We start from the raw sequence: 16167 nt of genomic DNA on the forward strand, positions 1-16167 counted from the left end.
CCGTCGGGTCGCCGCGAGCGCGACGGCAGCGGACCTCGAGCGGCGGGTACGGGCTCGTTCGGCGACGAGTCCGTCAACGCACCGGGCGAGCAGCGCGCGATGTGTCCGGTGGCCCATCGTGCGGCGTGCGACACATCCGCGCGGCACCACGGCCGATACGCTCGCGACCGTCATGGACATCTCCGATCGACTCGCTGCCCTCCTCGCGCAGATCGCCGCGCAGTTCCCCGACATCGCCGACGACCCGGTGCTGACGCAGAACCTGGTCGAGAACGTGACGTCGATGATCGCCGAGGCGCACGAGCGCTACGCAGCTGGAGCCGAGGCCAGCGTGGTGAGCAACGCCTACCTGGATCCCGACCACCTGGCGACCGGCAGTCTGCACGCCGAGCAGGCGCAGCACCCGGCCGGTGCCATGCTCGCGGCGGAGATGCTGTTCGACGCCTACCTGCCGGTCTTCGTCGACGAGGTCGGTGCGACGTCCACCGCCGAGGTCCTGCGGGCCACGAGGGCCTTGCACGCCGGCATCTGGAGCCGGTTCCCGGCCGGGGCAGTCGCGTACACGGAGGCACTGCGCCAACGCCTCACCACGGCGCACCTGGACTCCCGCACCCAGATCGCGCGGGACCTGCACGACCGCGTCGCCCACGGCATCCTCGCCGGGTTGCAGCGCCTCGACCTCGTCCTGCTGACGGACCCGCCGTCCGACGAGCGCGCCGACCAGCTCGAGGACGCAGCGCGGCTGCTCCGGAGCGCCCTCGGCGACGTGCAGGACCTCGCGGTGAGCCTGCACGCCCGGGTCGGTGACGCGCTGCTCGACGACGCGCTCCGACGGCACGTGCACGACCTGTTCCCCGACGACGACCGGCTGTCCATCGAGTCGACGGGGACGCCCGCTGCGCTGCCGAACTGGCAGGCCGAGGAAGCGCTGACGATCCTGCTCGAGGCGCTCACGAACCGCAGCAAGCACGCCCCGGGCTCGACGACCTCGGTGCGCTTCGCGTGGTCCGCCGCCGCCGTGGTCGTGACGGTCGCCGACGACGGCCCGGGCTTCGACGTGCAGGGCGGCGCCGGCGGTCGCCTCGGGCAGCAGACGATGCGCGAGCGCGCCGCGGTGATCGGCGCTCGGCTCGCCGTCGAGAGCTCCCCGGGCACCGGCACCACCGTCCGCCTGACGATCCCGAGGGGCACCCTGTGACCGTCACCCACGTCGCCATCGTCGACGACCACCGGCTGTTCCGCGAAGGACTCGCCACGATCCTGGCCGCCGTCCCCACGATCCGCGTCGTCGCACACGGCGAACGACCGTCCGACGTCCTCGACTCCCCCGAGGCCGCCGCCATCGACGTCCTGCTCCTCGACGTCGAGCTCGACGGCCCGCCGGCGCGCACCACGATCGCCACGGTCCGCCGCACCCGCCCGGACATCCGCGTCGTGGTGCTCACGATGCACCGTGACGCCGTCCTCCGCCGCACCCTGCTCGACGCCGGTGCGGTCGACTTCGTCACGAAGGACACCCCGAGCCGCGAGCTCGTCGACCGGATCGCCCGGGCAGCCCACGCCGATGCGGCACCGGTCACGTTCCCCGTCGACCTGGTCACCGAGGCCCGTGCCGGCTCACCGTTGAGCGACCGCGAGCTCGAGGTCCTGCGACTCCTCGCCGCCGCGCGCACCAACGCCGAGATCGCCGCCGACCTGCAACTCGCGATCGGCACCGTCAAGCGGCACGTCTACAACGTCTTCCGCAAGCTCGACGTCGGGTCCCGCGTCGGGGCGGTCGCTGCAGCCACGCGCCTGGGCCTGCTCACCTGAGGCACCACACGAACGAGTGAGCAGAAGAAGTCGAGTCCCGAGCGGGGAGCCCGACATCTTCTGCTCACTCGACGAACGAACCCGGACTAGCCGACGGACGACGCCCCGGCGCCAGCTGACGCACCCGCGGGCACGAGCGTGCCGGCAGCGTGCAGCCCCGCCACGACGTCGAGCGCCTGGTGCCGGTACCGCGCCTGCGCAGCGCCGGGCGACACGATCACGCCGTTCGCCCCCGTCGACGCCACGAGCGCGTTGATCTTCTCCGCGACCTGTTCGGCGTTGCCGTAGGCCTGACGCTCGGTGCGGGCCGCGATGAAGCGCCGCTCCAGGTCGTTGAACTCGTACGCACGCGCCTCGTCCATCGACACCGGCTCGGGCTTCCGGCCGGAGCGCATCCGGATGAAGGAGATCATGCCCGGCGCGCTCTGCTCCTCGATCACGGCGGGGTCCTCGTCGGTGACGACCTGCACGCCGATCAGCGCGTTCGGCGTCTGCCGGAAGCGCGACGGACGGAACGAGTCGCGGTACAGGGCGAGCGCCGCCTCGGTGTTGTCCGACGCGAAGTGGTGGGCGAAGGCGAACGAGATTCCGAGCGCGCCCGCGACCTGGGCGCTGTAGCCGGAGGACCCGAGCAGCCAGAACTCCGGCACGTCCCCGTACCCGGGCACGGCGCGGATGCGGGACAGCGGGTTCGCCTCGGCCATCCCGGTGAAGAAGCCGATGAGGTCGGCGAGCTGCTGCGGGAAGTCGTCGACGTCGAGTCGGTCGGTTCGGCGCAGCGCCATGGCGGTCGCGCCGTCGGTGCCGGGAGCGCGCCCGAGCCCGAGGTCGACACGGTCGCCGTACAGGGCACGGAGGGTGCCGAACTGCTCGGCGACGACGAGGGGTGCGTGGTTCGGCAGCATGACGCCACCGGATCCGATGCGGATCGTCGAGGTGGCCGCGCCCACCGCGCTCAGCAGCACCGCCGGGGCCGAGGACGTGATGCCCGGCATCCCGTGGTGCTCGGCGACCCAGAACCGCTCGTACCCGAGCTGCTCGGCGTGCACGGCCATGTCGACGGACCCCTGCAGGGCCTCGGTGTTGGACTGGCCGTACTCGCGTGTGGCCAGGTCGAGGACGGACAGGTGCAGGGTGTCGTCGGTCATGTGGTCGCCAACGCGCTCCGGCGCACCCGCATTCCACGCGGCACCGGGACGTCGACCGGTCAGGACATGCCGCCGCACCGCCGCCGACCGGTCACCAGGTGACGCTTGGAGGTTGCGGCACCGACAGTCCGCGACCACTCGGCTGACGCACGCGGCGTGCCCTGGACGCGCGATGCGACGGCCGGGAGGCCCGTGGCGGGGCCGCGCCGCGCCTCCCGGCCGGCCTTCGGTTCCGTCTCGGACGCCGAGCGGTCACGACGTGCCGCGCGCGCCTTTCGGACCGGTCACGGACGGTCGCTCGACGGGCGCACCGCCGACGCGGCGTGACCGCGCGGCGAACCCAAGCGGGGTGTCGTGACCGGCGAGCGGACACGATCAGGGCGCATCATCGACGGGACGCGACCACTCGACGAATCCGACCTCGTGTCGTCGCCAGCCGGCGCGAGCGGTCAGGCGCCGTCGAGGCGGCCGCCGGACTCCGTCAGGTAGCAGTTGGCGCAGAGCGACTCGTAGGCGACGTCGACACCGTCGATCGCGACCTGGGAGCCGTCGAAGACGAAGCGGCCGTCGACCGTGCGGGCGTTGAAGACCGCCTTGCGGCCACAGCGGCAGATGGTCTTGAGTTCCTCGAGGGAGTGCGCGACCTCGAGCAGGCGGGCGCTGCCGGGGAACGCCTCGGTGCGGAAGTCCGTGCGGATGCCGTAGGTGATCACGGGGACCTGGTCGAGGACCGCGATGCGCAGCAGGTCGTCGACCTGGCGCGGGGTGAGGAACTGCGCCTCGTCGACGAGCACGCAGCTGACCGGACGCACCATGCCGTCCAGGCGGTCCGACTCGGGGTCGACGGCTCCGGCGGCGGTGACGGCGTCGCGGACGTCGGCATCCGGCGAGAACACGATGTCGACGGTCCGGGTGACGCCGAGGCGGGAGACGATCTCACGGTCGCCCTTGGTGTCCACCGCGGGCTTGGCGAGCAGCACCCGGTGCCCGCGCTCCTCGTAGTTGTAGGCGGCCTGCAGGAGCCCCGTGCTCTTGCCGCTGTTCATCGCGCCGTAGCGGAAGTAGAGCTTCGCCACTACGCGAGGAACCCGTCCTCGGCGGCCCGACGGATGAGGTCGGACTTCTTCGAGGCGGGGCGGCCCACCTTGCTGTACTTCTCGCGCACGCGACGCAGGTAGGTCTTCGCGGTCTCGTACTGCACGTTCATCTGCGCGGCGACCTCGTTCGTCGAGTAGCCGGACACGTAGAGCCGCAGCGCCTCTTCCTCACCGGCGCTGAGCTTCGGCCGCTGGTGCGCGGTGGCCCCCGTCGGCAGCGGACGCCACTCGCGGGGCTGCGGGGTCTCGCGGGCGACGCCCATGATCTCGCGCGCGACGTCCATGACCTCGCGCATCGGCAGCGACTTCGACAGGAACGCCGCGGCGCCGGCGGCCAGGGCGCGGTCGCGGGACTCACGGCTGTCGACGCTCGAGAGCACGATCACCTTCGCTCCGGCGGCACGGCAGGTGCGCACGCGGGCTTCGATGGAGACGGGTTCCTTGAGCTGGAAGTCGAGGAACACCAGGTCGGTCGGGAAGCTGTCGCTGTGGACCATCTCGAGCCAGGTGTGCGCGGTCAGGGCCAGGTCGAAGTCGAACGCGTTCACCGCGATCCAGCTCGACAGGCTGTCCAGCAGCACCTCGTGGTCGTCGAGGATGGCCAACCGAACACGTCGTGCTCCCGGGTTCGGGAGGGACGGTGACCCCTCCGAGAGCCTGTTCGGGTCAGTGCTGGTCATAGGAGAACCTTAGTGCGAGGGCGGAAGGACGGACTGCGACGTCGAGGTCGGGGAACGTCACGCGGAGGACGGCGAAGTAGGGGTCGAAGGTGCGGTGGATGCCGATGTCGGAGTCCGCGACGGCGAGCTCCATGTCGACCTCCACGCGGGCTGGTGGCGTGGCTGGCTTCGGCGCACCAGCCGGCGACGCGGGGCCCGACGTGGGGCCTGACGTATCGTCGGCTCGTCGCACCGTCGTCCGGAACCCGGCCGGGTCGACCGTCGAGGCGCGCAGGGCCGCACGGACGAAGGTGCGGACCACCGTCCGCTGGTCGGTGTCGAGCGTCGCGATGAGGCCGTCGGGGTCGTCGACCAGCGGTGCTGCACCGCCGTCCACCCGGACGGCGAGCTCGAACCAGGTGCGGTCCGCGTCGGCGACCATCGACGCCCGGATGCCGTCGGCGATCGCACGCGCACGGGCACGGTCGGCGTCAGTGATGACGTCGCGCGTGCGGAGCTCGGCGAAGAACGGCGCGACGTCACGGGATAGGATGGTCGAACGGTCCTGCTGCACGCTCGCCGCGATGCCGTCCCGCTCGGCGCGCGCGACGGAGTACGACCCGGCACGGATCTGCACCCGCTCGGCGAGCCCCGCGAAGGTCCGTGCGAACACCGCCGCAGCAGCGGTCAGCACGAGCGTCGGGGCCGCGGCCAGGAACGCCGCGACGGCGACCGGCACCTCGTGCGGGAACTCCGCTGCGCCCGCCCCCCAGGCGACGGCGTTGACCGCGGCCAGGACGAGCCCGCCGATCGTCAGGTCCGTCCACGGTCGGTACGGGGCGACCATCACGATGCCCGTCGCGGTGAGCAGGGACATGAAGTCGTTCAAGGCGCTGCGGTCCGGCCCCCACTGCGCGGCGATGCTCGCGACCGAGGCCAGGCCGAGCAACCCGACGTGTGCGATGAAGGCCCAACGGGGGAACGGCGCGCGGAACGGACTCGAGGCGGTGAACACCACCACCGCCGAGGCCGCGACGAGCAGCACCGTGAGGGCGCTCAGCGTGGGGCTGCCCACGACGTCGCGGTCGAAGATCGACACGAGCAGGGCCCAGACGACGCTGCCCGCGCCGAGCACGACGACGAGCGGGCGGGACCCCATCGCGCCGAGCGGGTCGTACTGCTGCGCGGTGCGGCGGGGACCAGGGCGGGTCGCCCGGCCCGGACGGACCGCGGTCACCGCACAGCCCCTCGGTCGTCGGCGGCGGCCGGCACGGTGACGGCACCGGTGACCGGCACGTACGGCACCGTCATCATCACGCTCGTCCCGGAACCCGGCGACGACCAGATCTGGACGTCACCCCCGACCCGTCCGATGCGGTCGCGGACCGACCCGCGGAGCCCCATCCGGTCGGCGCCGGTGGCGTCTTCGTCGAACCCTCGTCCGTCGTCCACGACCATGACGGTGCAGGACGCACTGTCGTCGAAGACGCTGACCTCGGCTGCGTCGGTGCCGGCGTGCTTCCGCACGTTCGCCAGGCACTGCGCGACGGCCCGGACGATCGCCGACAGTGCGCGCTGGTCGAGGCGGTCGAGCGCCGAGGTGTCACCGGACACGGTGACGTCGAGTCCGAGCGCACGGTGCTCGTCGACCATGCTGCCGAACGTCTCGGCCGCCGCACCCGGGCGCGGACGGGCGGCCGGGGCGAGCCAGCCCTTGCCGGTGAGCACCCCGACGTCCGCGTCGACGGTCTCGGCGAGGTGCGGGTCCATCGGACCGTCCGGTGCCAGCGCGATGGCACCGAGGTGGTTGAGCACCGTGTCGTGCAGGATCGCGGACGCCTCGGCCTCGACCCCGGCACGGTAGGCGGAGACGTGCTCTTCGCGGGCCGAGCGCAGGAGCTCGGGCTGCACCCGTTCGCTCCGTCCCGTGCTGCGAGTCGTGAAGAGCACGAGCGAGACCACGAAGCCCAGGGTGATCCAGGCCAGGATGAGCGGCCGGGGCGGCGCACCGTCCTGCGCGATGGCGATCCAGGTGGCGAGTCGCCCGGTCAGGAAGCCCACGAAGGACCACAGCACGACGCGGCGCGGCACGGCACCGGCTCCCCCGACCAGGATGAGCGGGATCACCACGAGGGACATCAGGTACGAGGTCACCCAGCCGGTCGGGACCTGCTGCTGGACCCCGACGGCGAACCACCAGGCGCAGACGCCGCCGACCGCCAGGAACGCGATCGCCGAGAGCCGGGTGCCGAACTGCACGTGCACGCCGATCATGGCGAGCATGGGGACGACCGCCAGCGCGGTGCCGACCACCTGCACCCCGGGCTCGGACAGGCCGTAGAGCACGAGCGTGATCACCGCGGCCACCAGGGACCCGACGGCGCCGGCGTGGAAGGCGCGCACGGTCGACCACGCGTTCACTCGCGGCGCGAGGTGCGTGGGGATGCCGAGCACGAGGTGAGTCCTTTCGGGTGGCGAGGGCGCCGTCCACGATCCAACCACCGGAGCAGCGGCCGTGTACCCCGAAACCCGGGCCGTACGGCGACCCGCTCGATGATAGCCACCCGACCTCGGGTCTTGCTGTCCCCCGAACGTGGACCGGCCAGCGCCCGGCGGATCACCGATCAGAAGAGCGTCTGCGACACCTGGGGCCGGAGCAACCGTCGGTCGAACCCGGGGTCGGCACGCTTCAGCGGCGAGACCGTCGGCACCGACTGCTCCTGCGGCGGGCCGTCCGGCACACCCGGCGGCAGCGCACGCGGCCCCGAGAACCCCATCGACCCCGTGGCCGGGTCCACCCGCCCGAGCCCCACCCCGTGCGCCGCCAGGATCGGCCGGATGCGCTCCGACAACCACCGCCGGTAGTCCTTGGGTGCGTAGGTGTTGTCGAGGTACATCGCGCGGTACCGCTGCACCAGGTCGGGCCGTTCACGGCCGAGCCACTCGAACCACCACGGCTTCACACCCGGCCGCAGGTGCAGCGCCGAGTACGTGATGCTCGTCGCTCCGGCCGCGACCGACCGACCGACGGCGTCGTCGAGGTGCGCCCGGGTGTCGGTGATGTAGGGCAGCACGGGCATCAGGAACACGGAGCAGTCGAGCCCCGCGTCACGGATGGCACGCACGGTCGCGAGCCGCGCCGACGTCGTCGGGGTGCCCGCCTCGACCGACTGCTGCAACGAGTCGTCGTACACGGCGATCGACATCGCGAGGTCCACCGGCACGACCTTCGCCGCCTCGGCCAGGAGCGGCAGGTCGCGCCGCAGCAGCGTGCCCTTCGTCAGGATGCTGAACGGGGTGCGCGACTCCGCCAGCGCCTCGATCACCCCGGGCATCAGCCGGTAGCGTCCCTCGGCCCGCTGGTACGGGTCGGTGTTCGTGCCGAGGGCCACCGGGTGGCGGTCCCACGTGGGCTTGCCGAGCTCACGACGCAGCACGTCGGCGACGTTCGTCTTCACCACGATCTGCTGGTCGAAGTCGGCGCCGCCGTCGAACTCCAGGTACGTGTGCGTCGGGCGGGCGAAGCAGTACACGCAGGCGTGGCTGCACCCGCGGTAGGGGTTGATCGTCCAGCCGTACGTGCCGGACCCGTCTGCGCTCGGCACCCGGTTCAGGGCGCTCTTCGCCAGGACCTCGTGGAAGGTCACCCCAGTGAACTCGGGCGTCGTCACGCTCCGGACGAACCCGCTGTTCGATTCCATCCCGGGCAGCGCGTCGCTCTGCTCCGCGTCGATCGCCTGTCCACTCCACCGCATGTCGTCATTCGAACACACGTTCGAACGGACTGCAAGCCGGAGCGGATCGCTGCAGGCCTCAGTGGTGCAGGCCGAGCACCTTCGCCGTGCGCTCGAGCGTGGCGTCGGCCAGCTCCGGGTCGTCACCGAGGTCCTGCCCGTACGTCGGCACCATGGCGCGGACGTCGTCCTGCCAGCCGTCCCACCGGTCGGGGAAGCACCGGTGCAGCATCGTGAGCATGATCGGCACGGCCGTCGACGCACCCGGTGACGCCCCGAGCAGCCCCGCGATGGAGCCGTCGGCGGCGGTGATGACCTCGGTGCCGAACTGGAGCACGCCGCCCTTGTCCTTGTCGGGCTTGATCACCTGGACGCGCTGCCCGGCCGTGATGCGGTGCCAGTTCTCGGGCTCGGCGCTCGGCATGAAGTCACGGAGCGCCTCGAACTTGGTGCGCTTCGAGGCGAGGAGCTGACCGACCAGGTAGCGGACCAGGTCGAAGTTCGAGAACGCCACGCTCAGCATCGGGCGGAGGTTGTGCGGTCGGATCGAGCGGAACAGGTCGAGCACCGATCCCTGCTTCAGGAACTTCGGGCTGAACCCGGCGTACGGGCCGAACATCAGCGACGAACCACCGTCGACGATGCGGGTGTCGAGGTGCGGCACCGACATCGGCGGGGCACCGACACTCGCCTTGCCGTAGACCTTGGCCGAGTGCTTCTGCACCACCTCGGGGTCGTCGGTCCGCAGGAACTCCCCCGACACCGGGAAACCGCCGTAGCCGCGGATCTCGGGGATGCCGGACTTCTGCAGCAGGTGCAGGGCGCCACCACCGGCGCCGACGAAGACGAACTTCGCGGCGATCCGCTGCGTCGACCGACCGATCTCGTTGCGGACGTTGAGCACCCAGCCCTCGGACACCTTCGAGCGGGTCAGGTTGGTGACCTGGTGCGAGGGCTCCATCTCGACGCCGTCGAGCTCGAGCTGGTCGAAGAGCTGGTGGGTGAGCGACCCGAAGTCGACGTCCGAGCCGGCCGCCGAGTACGTCGCAGCGATCGGCTGGTCCTTCTTGCGACCGGGGATGAGCGCCGGTGCCCACTGCCGGATCTGTGCGGGGTCGTCGGAGAACTCGATGCCGGCGAAGAGCGGGTGGTCGCGCATCGCTTCGTACCGCGCACGCATGTAGGCGACGTTGGCCTCGCCCCAGACGAAGGAGATGTGCGGCGTCGGGTTGATGAAGTTCGTCGGTTCCGGCAGCACGCCGGTCTCGACCAGGTGCGCCCAGAACTGTCGCGAGACCTGGAACTGTTCGTTGACCGTGACCGCCTTCGCGATGTCGACGCGGCCGTCCGGCAGTTCGGGCGTGTAGTTCAGCTCGCACAGCGCCGAGTGCCCGGTCCCCGCGTTGTTCCACGGGTTCGAGGACTCCTGCGCGACCGTGCCGAGCCGCTCGTACACGCGGATCTTCCAGCTCGGTTCGAGCTTGTGGATGATGGCCCCGAGCGTGGCACTCATGATGCCTCCGCCGATCAGGACGACGTCGATGGGGTCCACCTGCTTCTCTGCCACCCGTCGATCCTACCGGCGTCCCCCGACAGACGGACGGGAGGCCCGTGGCGGTGTCGCCACGGGCCTCCCGTCCGTCTGCTGGTCGCGCTCGGCGCGCGCTACGCGTCGACGGAGCGACGCGCGACGATGGTCTCGGCGATCTGCACCGCGTTGAGCGCGGCGCCCTTCCGCAGGTTGTCGTTGCTGACGAACAGCACCAGGCCGCGGCCCTCGGGCGCGGACTGGTCGGCGCGGATGCGGCCGACGAACGCCGGGTCCTGGCCCGCGGCCTGCAGCGGGGTCGGGACGTCGGACAGCTCGACGCCGGGCGCGCTCGACAGGATCTCGGTCGCGCGCTCGGGCGACAGCGGACGCTCGAACTCGGCGTGCACCGAGATGGAGTGACCGGTGAACACGGGGACGCGCACGCACGTGCCCGCGACGAGCAGGTCGGGGAGCTCGAGGATCTTCCGGCTCTCATTGCGGAGCTTCTTCTCCTCGTCGGTCTCGCCCAGACCGTCCTCGACGATGCTGCCGGCGAGCGGCACGACGTCGAACGCGATCGGGCGGACGTACTTGACCGGCTCGGGGAACGTCACGGCGGATCCGTCGTGCGTCAGCGCAGCGGTGTCCTGCTCGAGGGCGGCCTTCGCCTGGCCCAGGAGTTCCTCGACGCCGGCGAGCCCGGAGCCGGAGACCGCCTGGTAGGTCGTGGCGACGAGGCGACGGAGCCCGGACTCGGTGTCGAGCACCTTGAGCACCGGCATGATCGCCATGGTCGTGCAGTTCGGGTTCGCGATGATGCCCTTGGGCGCCTGGTCGATGGCGTGCGGGTTCACCTCGCTCACGACGAGCGGGACGTCGGGGTCCATGCGCCAGGCGCTCGAGTTGTCGACGACGAGCGCCCCGGCAGCGGCGAACTTCGGCGCCAGGGCCCGCGAGGCGGTGGCCCCGGCGGAGAACAGCGCGATGTCGATGCCGGACGGGTCGGCGAGCTCGGAGTCCTCGACCACGATCTGCTCGCCGCGGAACGGCAGCGTCGTGCCGGCGGAACGAGCGCTCGCGAAGAAGCGGACCCGGTCGGCCGGGAACGCGCGCTCCTCGAGCAGGCGGCGCATCACGGCGCCGACCTGGCCGGTGGCGCCGACGACGGCGACGGTGAGGGTGGTCATGCGGTGCTCCTGGTGGTTCAGCGGATCAACGAGCCGGCGGGCGTCAGCGGCCGGTGCCGGCGTAGACGACGGCCTCGGCGTCGGCGTCGAGGCCGAACGCGCTGTGCACGACCCGCATCGCCTCGTTCAGGGTGTCGGCGCGGGTCACGACCGAGATGCGGATCTCGGACGTGGAGATCATCTCGATGTTGATCGACGCGTCGTGCAGGGCGCGGAAGAGCTGCGCCGAGACACCGGCGTTCGTGCGCATCCCAGCGCCGACCAGGGCGAGCTTGCCGATCTGGTCGTCGTACTGGATGCTCTCGTAGCCGATGTCGGCCTTCGCGACCTCGAGTGCCGTCAGCACCGTCTGGCCCTGGTCCTTCGGCAGGGTGAACGAGATGTCCGTCCGCCCGGTCGACGCAGCCGACACGTTCTGGACGATCATGTCGATGTTCGCCCCGGCGCGCGCGACGTTGGTGAAGATCTCAGCGGCCTTGCCCGGCTGGTCCGGGACCCCCACGACGGTGATCTTCCCCTCGGAGAGGTCTCCGGCGATCCCGGTGATGATCGGTTCTTCCACGGTTTCCCCCTCGGCAGGGTTGTAGACGATGGTGCCCTCGTTGTTGTTGAACGAGGACCGGACGTGCAGCGTGACCCCGTGCCGACGGGCGTACTCGACGGCGCGGATGTACAGGACCTTGGCACCCGAGGCTGCGAGCTCGAGCATCTCCTCGCTGGTGACGCGGTCGACCTTGCGGGCCTTCGGCACGACACGGGGGTCGGCGGTGAAGATGCCGTCGACGTCGGTGTAGATCTCGCAGACGTCGGCGTCGAGCGCTGCGGCGAGGGCGACGGCCGTGGTGTCGGAGCCGCCGCGACCGAGCGTGGTGATCTCGCCCGTGGTGCGGTTGAAGCCCTGGAACCCGGCGACGATCGCGACGTGGCCGGAGTCGAGCGCCTCACGCACGCGCTTCGGGGTGACGTCGACGATGCGGGCCTTGCCGTGCTGGGCGTCGGTGAGCATGCCGGCCTGGCTGCCGGTGTACGACGACGCTTCGACCCCGAGGCTCTTGATCGCCATCGCGAGCAGCGCCATCGAGATGCGCTCCCCCGCGGTCAGGAGCATGTCGAGTTCACGGCCGGCGGGGATCGGCGTGACGGAGTGCGCCAGGTCGACGAGTTCGTCGGTGGTGTCGCCCATCGCCGACACCGCCACGACCACGTCGTTGCCGGCCTTCTTCGTCTCGACGATCCGCTTCGCCACGCGCTTGATGCTCTCGGCGTCCGCGACGGATGAACCACCGAACTTCTGCACGATCAAGGCCACTGGCTGGTACTCCCGGAGACGGCGACACCGCGAGGTCACGCGGTCTCACAATGGTAGAGGGTGTTTCGGGGATGTTGCGTGCGAGCGGGCCCCGACGCAAGGATCCTGCGTGGGGGTCAGCCGCCGACGACGCGGCGGCCTTCGAAGGCACGACCGAGCGTGACCTCGTCGGCGTACTCCAGGTCGCCACCGACCGGCAACCCCGACGCGAGCCGCGTGGTGCGGATGCCCATCGGGACGAGCAGCCGGCTGAGGTAGGTCGCCGTCGCCTCGCCCTCGAGGTTGGGGTCGGTCGCGATGATGACCTCGGCCACGGTGCCGTCGGCCAGGCGCGTCATGAGCTGCTGGATGCGCAGGTCGTCCGGGCCGATGCCGTCGATCGGGCTGATCGCCCCGCCGAGCACGTGGTACAGCCCACGGAACTCGCGGGTCCGCTCGATCGCCGCGACGTCCTTCGCCTCTTCCACCACGCAGATGGTGGCGGGCGAACGACGCGGGTCACGGCAGATGCTGCACTGCACGTTCTCGGTGACGTTGCCGCAGATCTCGCAGAAGCGGACCCGCTCCTTGACGTCGGCGAGCAGCTCGGACAGTCGGCTCGGGTCGAACGACTCGGTCTGCAGGATGTGGAAGGCGATGCGCTGCGCCGACTTCGGGCCGATGCCGGGCAGGCGGCCGAACTCGTCGATGAGGTCCTGGACGATCCCGTCGTACATCAGGCACCGTCCTGGTGGAGGGCGGTCTCCTCGATGAACTGAGCGTTGAGGATCTCACGCACGACCGCCTCGCCGTACCGACCCGCGACCGGCGCGCGGCGCGCGGGCGGCGCGGTGCGCGGAGCAGCGGCGGCAGGTGCCGACGGCTGGGACGCGCGCTGCGGCGCGGCCTGCTGCGCCGGGGCCGCCGGCGCGGCGGCTGCGGTCGCCGCGCCGCGACCGATCCCCGGGTCGGGGAACGGTGCGCCGTCGTCGTACGGTTCGTCGTCGAGCGGGTAGTCGTCGACGGGAACGCCCGGCACGACGGGACCGCCGGGAGGCACGGCTGCCGCTCCAGACGCCGCCTGCTGCCCCGGGCTGGTCGGCTGGTCGGGCTGCCCACCCGTGGCACCAGCAGGTCGCGCGGGTGCTGCTGGCTGCGTCGGCTCCGTCGTGGTGGTCTCGGCGGGGGCGACCGGTGCGGACGCCGGTGCGGTGCCGAACGGTGCTGCCCAGCTCGGCTCGACGGACTCCGGGACGGCGTCGGCGGTGGGGTCGTTGGCGGGGATCGTCGCGACCGCCCAGTCGGTCACCGGTGCGCCCGAGGGAGCAGGGGTGGGATCGGCGGGTGCCGCGTCACGCTGCGGCGCGGGCGAGGTCGGTGCTCCGGGGGCCGGCGCGGCCTCCGGTGCCGGCGCGGCCTTCGCCGCCTGCTGTTCCGACACAGCCTCGGGTACCGCTGCTGCCGCAGGGGCTGCTTCCGGCTCCGCAGCTGCAGCGGGCACTGCCTGCGACTCCGGCGCCGGAGCAGCCGTTGTCGCGGGCGCAGGCGCGTCAGCAGACTTCGGCGCCGGGGACTCCGGTGCCGCGGCGGCGGGGGCCTGGGCAACGGGAGCCGGACGCTGGGCCGGCGCAGCCTGCTGCGCCGGAGCAGGTTGCTGGGCCGGAGCCGGTTGCTGGGCCGGAGCCGGTTGCTGGGCCGGAGCCGACTGCTGCTGCTGCTGCTGCTGCGGACGCTGCTGCTGACCCGGCCCGCGGGCGACGAACTTCACGCGGAGCCCGAGCACGTCGACGATGGCGGCGCGCAGCAGTTCGCTGACGCTGGCCGAGGGATCGGACATCTCCTTGAACGAAGCGACGTCCTGCTGACTCGGGAACGTCAGCGTCAGGACGTCGTCGCGGAGCGCGGTGACCTGCGCCGTGACGACCACCGACCACGCCGAACGCTTGGCGTGCTGCACGTGCTCGACGATCTGCGGCCAGGAGTCACGCATCTGCTGGAAGCCGACGGCACCGACGGTCCGGACGGCGGGCTCGTCGCCGATCGTCGTGCCCTGACCGGTGGACGACGGACTGACCGGCTCGGCCGCCGACTTCGCGTCCTGGGGCTTCGAGGCCCCGGTCGAGGTCGGCGTCTGCGCGGGCCCTTCCGGAGCGCTCGGAGCGACCGCGGCCCAGGACGCCGCGGCGTCGCGAGCAACGGCCCCGGAATTGGCCCGGGGCGCGCTCTGCTGTGCAGCCGGGCGCTCGGGGGCCGTCGTGCGAGCCGCAGCCGGTGCCGGAGCGGGCGTCGGAGCGAGGGAGGGAGCAGGAGCTGCGGGAGCCGCGGCCGCCGGCTGCTCACGACGCGGTGCAGCGGCGACGGCCGGAGCGGACTGCTCACCGGCGCCGACCTGGTGCCCACCGGCGTCGTGTCCACCGACGTCACCGACACCGACGCGACGTTCCAGGCGCTCCACCCGGGCGAGGGCTCCGCGCTGGGTGTCGTCGGCCTCGGGCACGAGCATCCGGGCCGTCATGAGTTCGAGGTGCAACCGGGGCGAGGTCGCACCGGTCATGTCGGTGAGGGCACGGTTCGCGATGTCGGCGGAGCGTGAGAGCCCCGTCGCACCGAAGACCCCGGCCTGGCGGCTCATGGTGTCGAGCTCTTCCGGCGAGACGCCGCGCAGGACGGCGGCGGCGCTCTCGTTCGTCGCCGCCACGACGATCAGGTCGCGCAGGCGCTCGAGCAGGTCCTCGACGAAGCGGCGGGGATCCTGCCCGGTCTGCACGACGCGGTCGATCGCGGCGAAGGCGGAAGCCGGGTCGGCGACGGCCAGGGCGTCGACGACGTCGTCGAGCAGGGCTGCGTCGGTGTAGCCGAGCAGGGCGACGGCACGCTCGTAGGCGATCGCACCGTCTTCGCTGCCGGCCATCAGCTGGTCGAGCAGCGACAGGGTGTCACGGACCGACCCGCCACCCGCGCGCACCACCAGGGGAAGGACGCCGGGTGCCACGGAGACGGACTCCTGCGTGCAGAGCTGCTCGATGTACTCGAGCATCACCGCGGGCGGGACGAGCCGGAACGGGTAGTGGTGGGTGCGCGACCGGATGGTGCCGATGACCTTCTCGGGCTCGGTCGTCGCGAAGATGAACTTGACGTGCTCCGGGGGTTCCTCGACCAGCTTGAGCAGCGCGTTGAAGCCCTGCGGCGTCACCATGTGCGCTTCGTCGAGGATGAAGATCTTGTAGCGGTCGCGGGCCGGGGCGAACACGGCACGGTCGCGCAGGTCACGTGCGTCGTCGACACCGTTGTGGCTCGCCGCGTCGATCTCGATGACGTCGAGCGATCCGCTGCCGTCGCGGGCGAGTTCGACGCAGCTCGGGCAGACACCGCACGGGGTGTCCGTCGGACCTTCGGCACAGTTCAGGCAGCGCGCGAGGATGCGGGCGGAGGTCGTCTTGCCGCAGCCACGGGGGCCGCTGAACAGGTAGGCGTGGTTGACGCGGTTCGTGCGGAGCGCCGTGCGGAGCGGGTCGGTGACCTGCGACTGCCCGATCAGCTCGGCGAAGTTCTCGGGCCGGTAACGGCGATACAGGGCGGTGACCACGCGACAAGGGTAGCCGTCACGACCGACAACCCGCGTGCCCGTCCACAGGTCGTCCCGCCGGGCCGGACCACCCGTCGGCGGCGGGCCGAGCGCCGGGACGACACCGCGCCTCCCGTCCGTCTGGC

The 16167-nt window shown here is 71.7% G+C and carries 13 protein-coding genes; 2 read left to right on the forward strand and 11 right to left on the reverse strand.

Annotated elements, in window-relative coordinates; genetic code table 11:
• The first annotated feature begins 172 nt into the window (after positions 1-172).
• Together BIU95_RS12845 and BIU95_RS12850 are read left to right on the forward strand one after the other, a co-directional pair.
• On the forward strand, positions 173-1198 hold the full coding sequence (locus BIU95_RS12845; protein WP_071251854.1) for a sensor histidine kinase: 1026 nt from the start codon (positions 173-175) through the stop codon (positions 1196-1198).
• Positions 1195-1812, forward strand: a complete 618-nt coding sequence (locus BIU95_RS12850; protein WP_071251855.1) for a response regulator — start codon at positions 1195-1197, stop codon at positions 1810-1812. The genes BIU95_RS12845 and BIU95_RS12850 overlap by 4 nt, the downstream gene beginning before the upstream one ends.
• 86 nt (positions 1813-1898) lie before the next feature.
• Here BIU95_RS12850 and BIU95_RS12855 read toward each other — a convergent pair whose 3' ends face one another.
• The 11 genes from BIU95_RS12855 to BIU95_RS12905 form a co-directional block, all read right to left on the reverse strand.
• Positions 1899-2960 (reverse strand): LLM class flavin-dependent oxidoreductase, encoded by a 1062-nt coding sequence (locus BIU95_RS12855; RefSeq protein WP_071251856.1) that lies wholly within the window; start codon positions 2958-2960, stop codon positions 1899-1901.
• Positions 2961-3409: 449 nt separating this feature from the next.
• Positions 3410-4036, reverse strand: a complete 627-nt coding sequence (locus tag BIU95_RS12860) for a thymidine kinase (protein WP_017888688.1) — start codon at positions 4034-4036, stop codon at positions 3410-3412.
• The gene (locus BIU95_RS12865; RefSeq protein ID WP_017888687.1) at positions 4036-4662 is read right to left on the reverse strand and encodes a response regulator; all 627 of its coding nucleotides are present in this window, start codon (positions 4660-4662) and stop codon (positions 4036-4038) included. Before BIU95_RS12865 ends, BIU95_RS12860 begins: the two co-directional genes overlap by 1 nt.
• Before the next feature lie 61 nt (positions 4663-4723).
• A complete protein-coding gene (locus BIU95_RS12870) occupies positions 4724-5953 on the reverse strand; it encodes a hypothetical protein (RefSeq protein ID WP_071251857.1) in 1230 nt (409 codons plus the stop codon).
• Positions 5950-7170: a sensor histidine kinase gene (locus BIU95_RS18340; protein WP_071251858.1), complete on the reverse strand. Its 1221-nt coding sequence runs from the start codon at positions 7168-7170 to the stop codon at positions 5950-5952. The genes BIU95_RS12870 and BIU95_RS18340 overlap by 4 nt, the downstream gene beginning before the upstream one ends.
• A 170-nt stretch (positions 7171-7340) precedes the next feature.
• Complete coding sequence (locus tag BIU95_RS18345) at positions 7341-8471, reverse strand: Rv2578c family radical SAM protein (RefSeq protein ID WP_017888684.1); 1131 nt, start codon at positions 8469-8471, stop codon at positions 7341-7343.
• Between the two features lie 58 nt (positions 8472-8529).
• Positions 8530-10017 carry a malate:quinone oxidoreductase gene (locus BIU95_RS12885; protein WP_017888683.1) on the reverse strand — a complete coding sequence of 496 codons (1488 nt, stop codon included), beginning with the start codon at positions 10015-10017 and terminating at the stop codon, positions 8530-8532.
• A 98-nt stretch (positions 10018-10115) separates the two neighbouring features.
• Positions 10116-11168, reverse strand: coding sequence for an aspartate-semialdehyde dehydrogenase (locus tag BIU95_RS12890; protein WP_017888682.1), 1053 nt, complete (start codon positions 11166-11168; stop codon positions 10116-10118).
• Positions 11169-11211: 43 nt separating this feature from the next.
• The gene (locus tag BIU95_RS12895; protein WP_017888681.1) at positions 11212-12477 is read right to left on the reverse strand and encodes an aspartate kinase; all 1266 of its coding nucleotides are present in this window, start codon (positions 12475-12477) and stop codon (positions 11212-11214) included.
• Positions 12478-12593: 116 nt separating this feature from the next.
• On the reverse strand, positions 12594-13193 hold the full coding sequence (gene recR, locus BIU95_RS12900; protein ID WP_017888680.1) for a recombination mediator RecR: 600 nt from the start codon (positions 13191-13193) through the stop codon (positions 12594-12596).
• Entirely contained in the window at positions 13193-16042 is a 2850-nt protein-coding gene (locus BIU95_RS12905; RefSeq protein WP_071251859.1) for a DNA polymerase III subunit gamma and tau, read from the reverse strand. The genes recR and BIU95_RS12905 overlap by 1 nt, the downstream gene beginning before the upstream one ends.
• Positions 16043-16167 lie beyond the last annotated feature (125 nt).

Source organism: Curtobacterium sp. MCBA15_007, from assembly GCF_001864905.1.
Lineage (GTDB): Bacteria > Actinomycetota > Actinomycetes > Actinomycetales > Microbacteriaceae > Curtobacterium > Curtobacterium poinsettiae.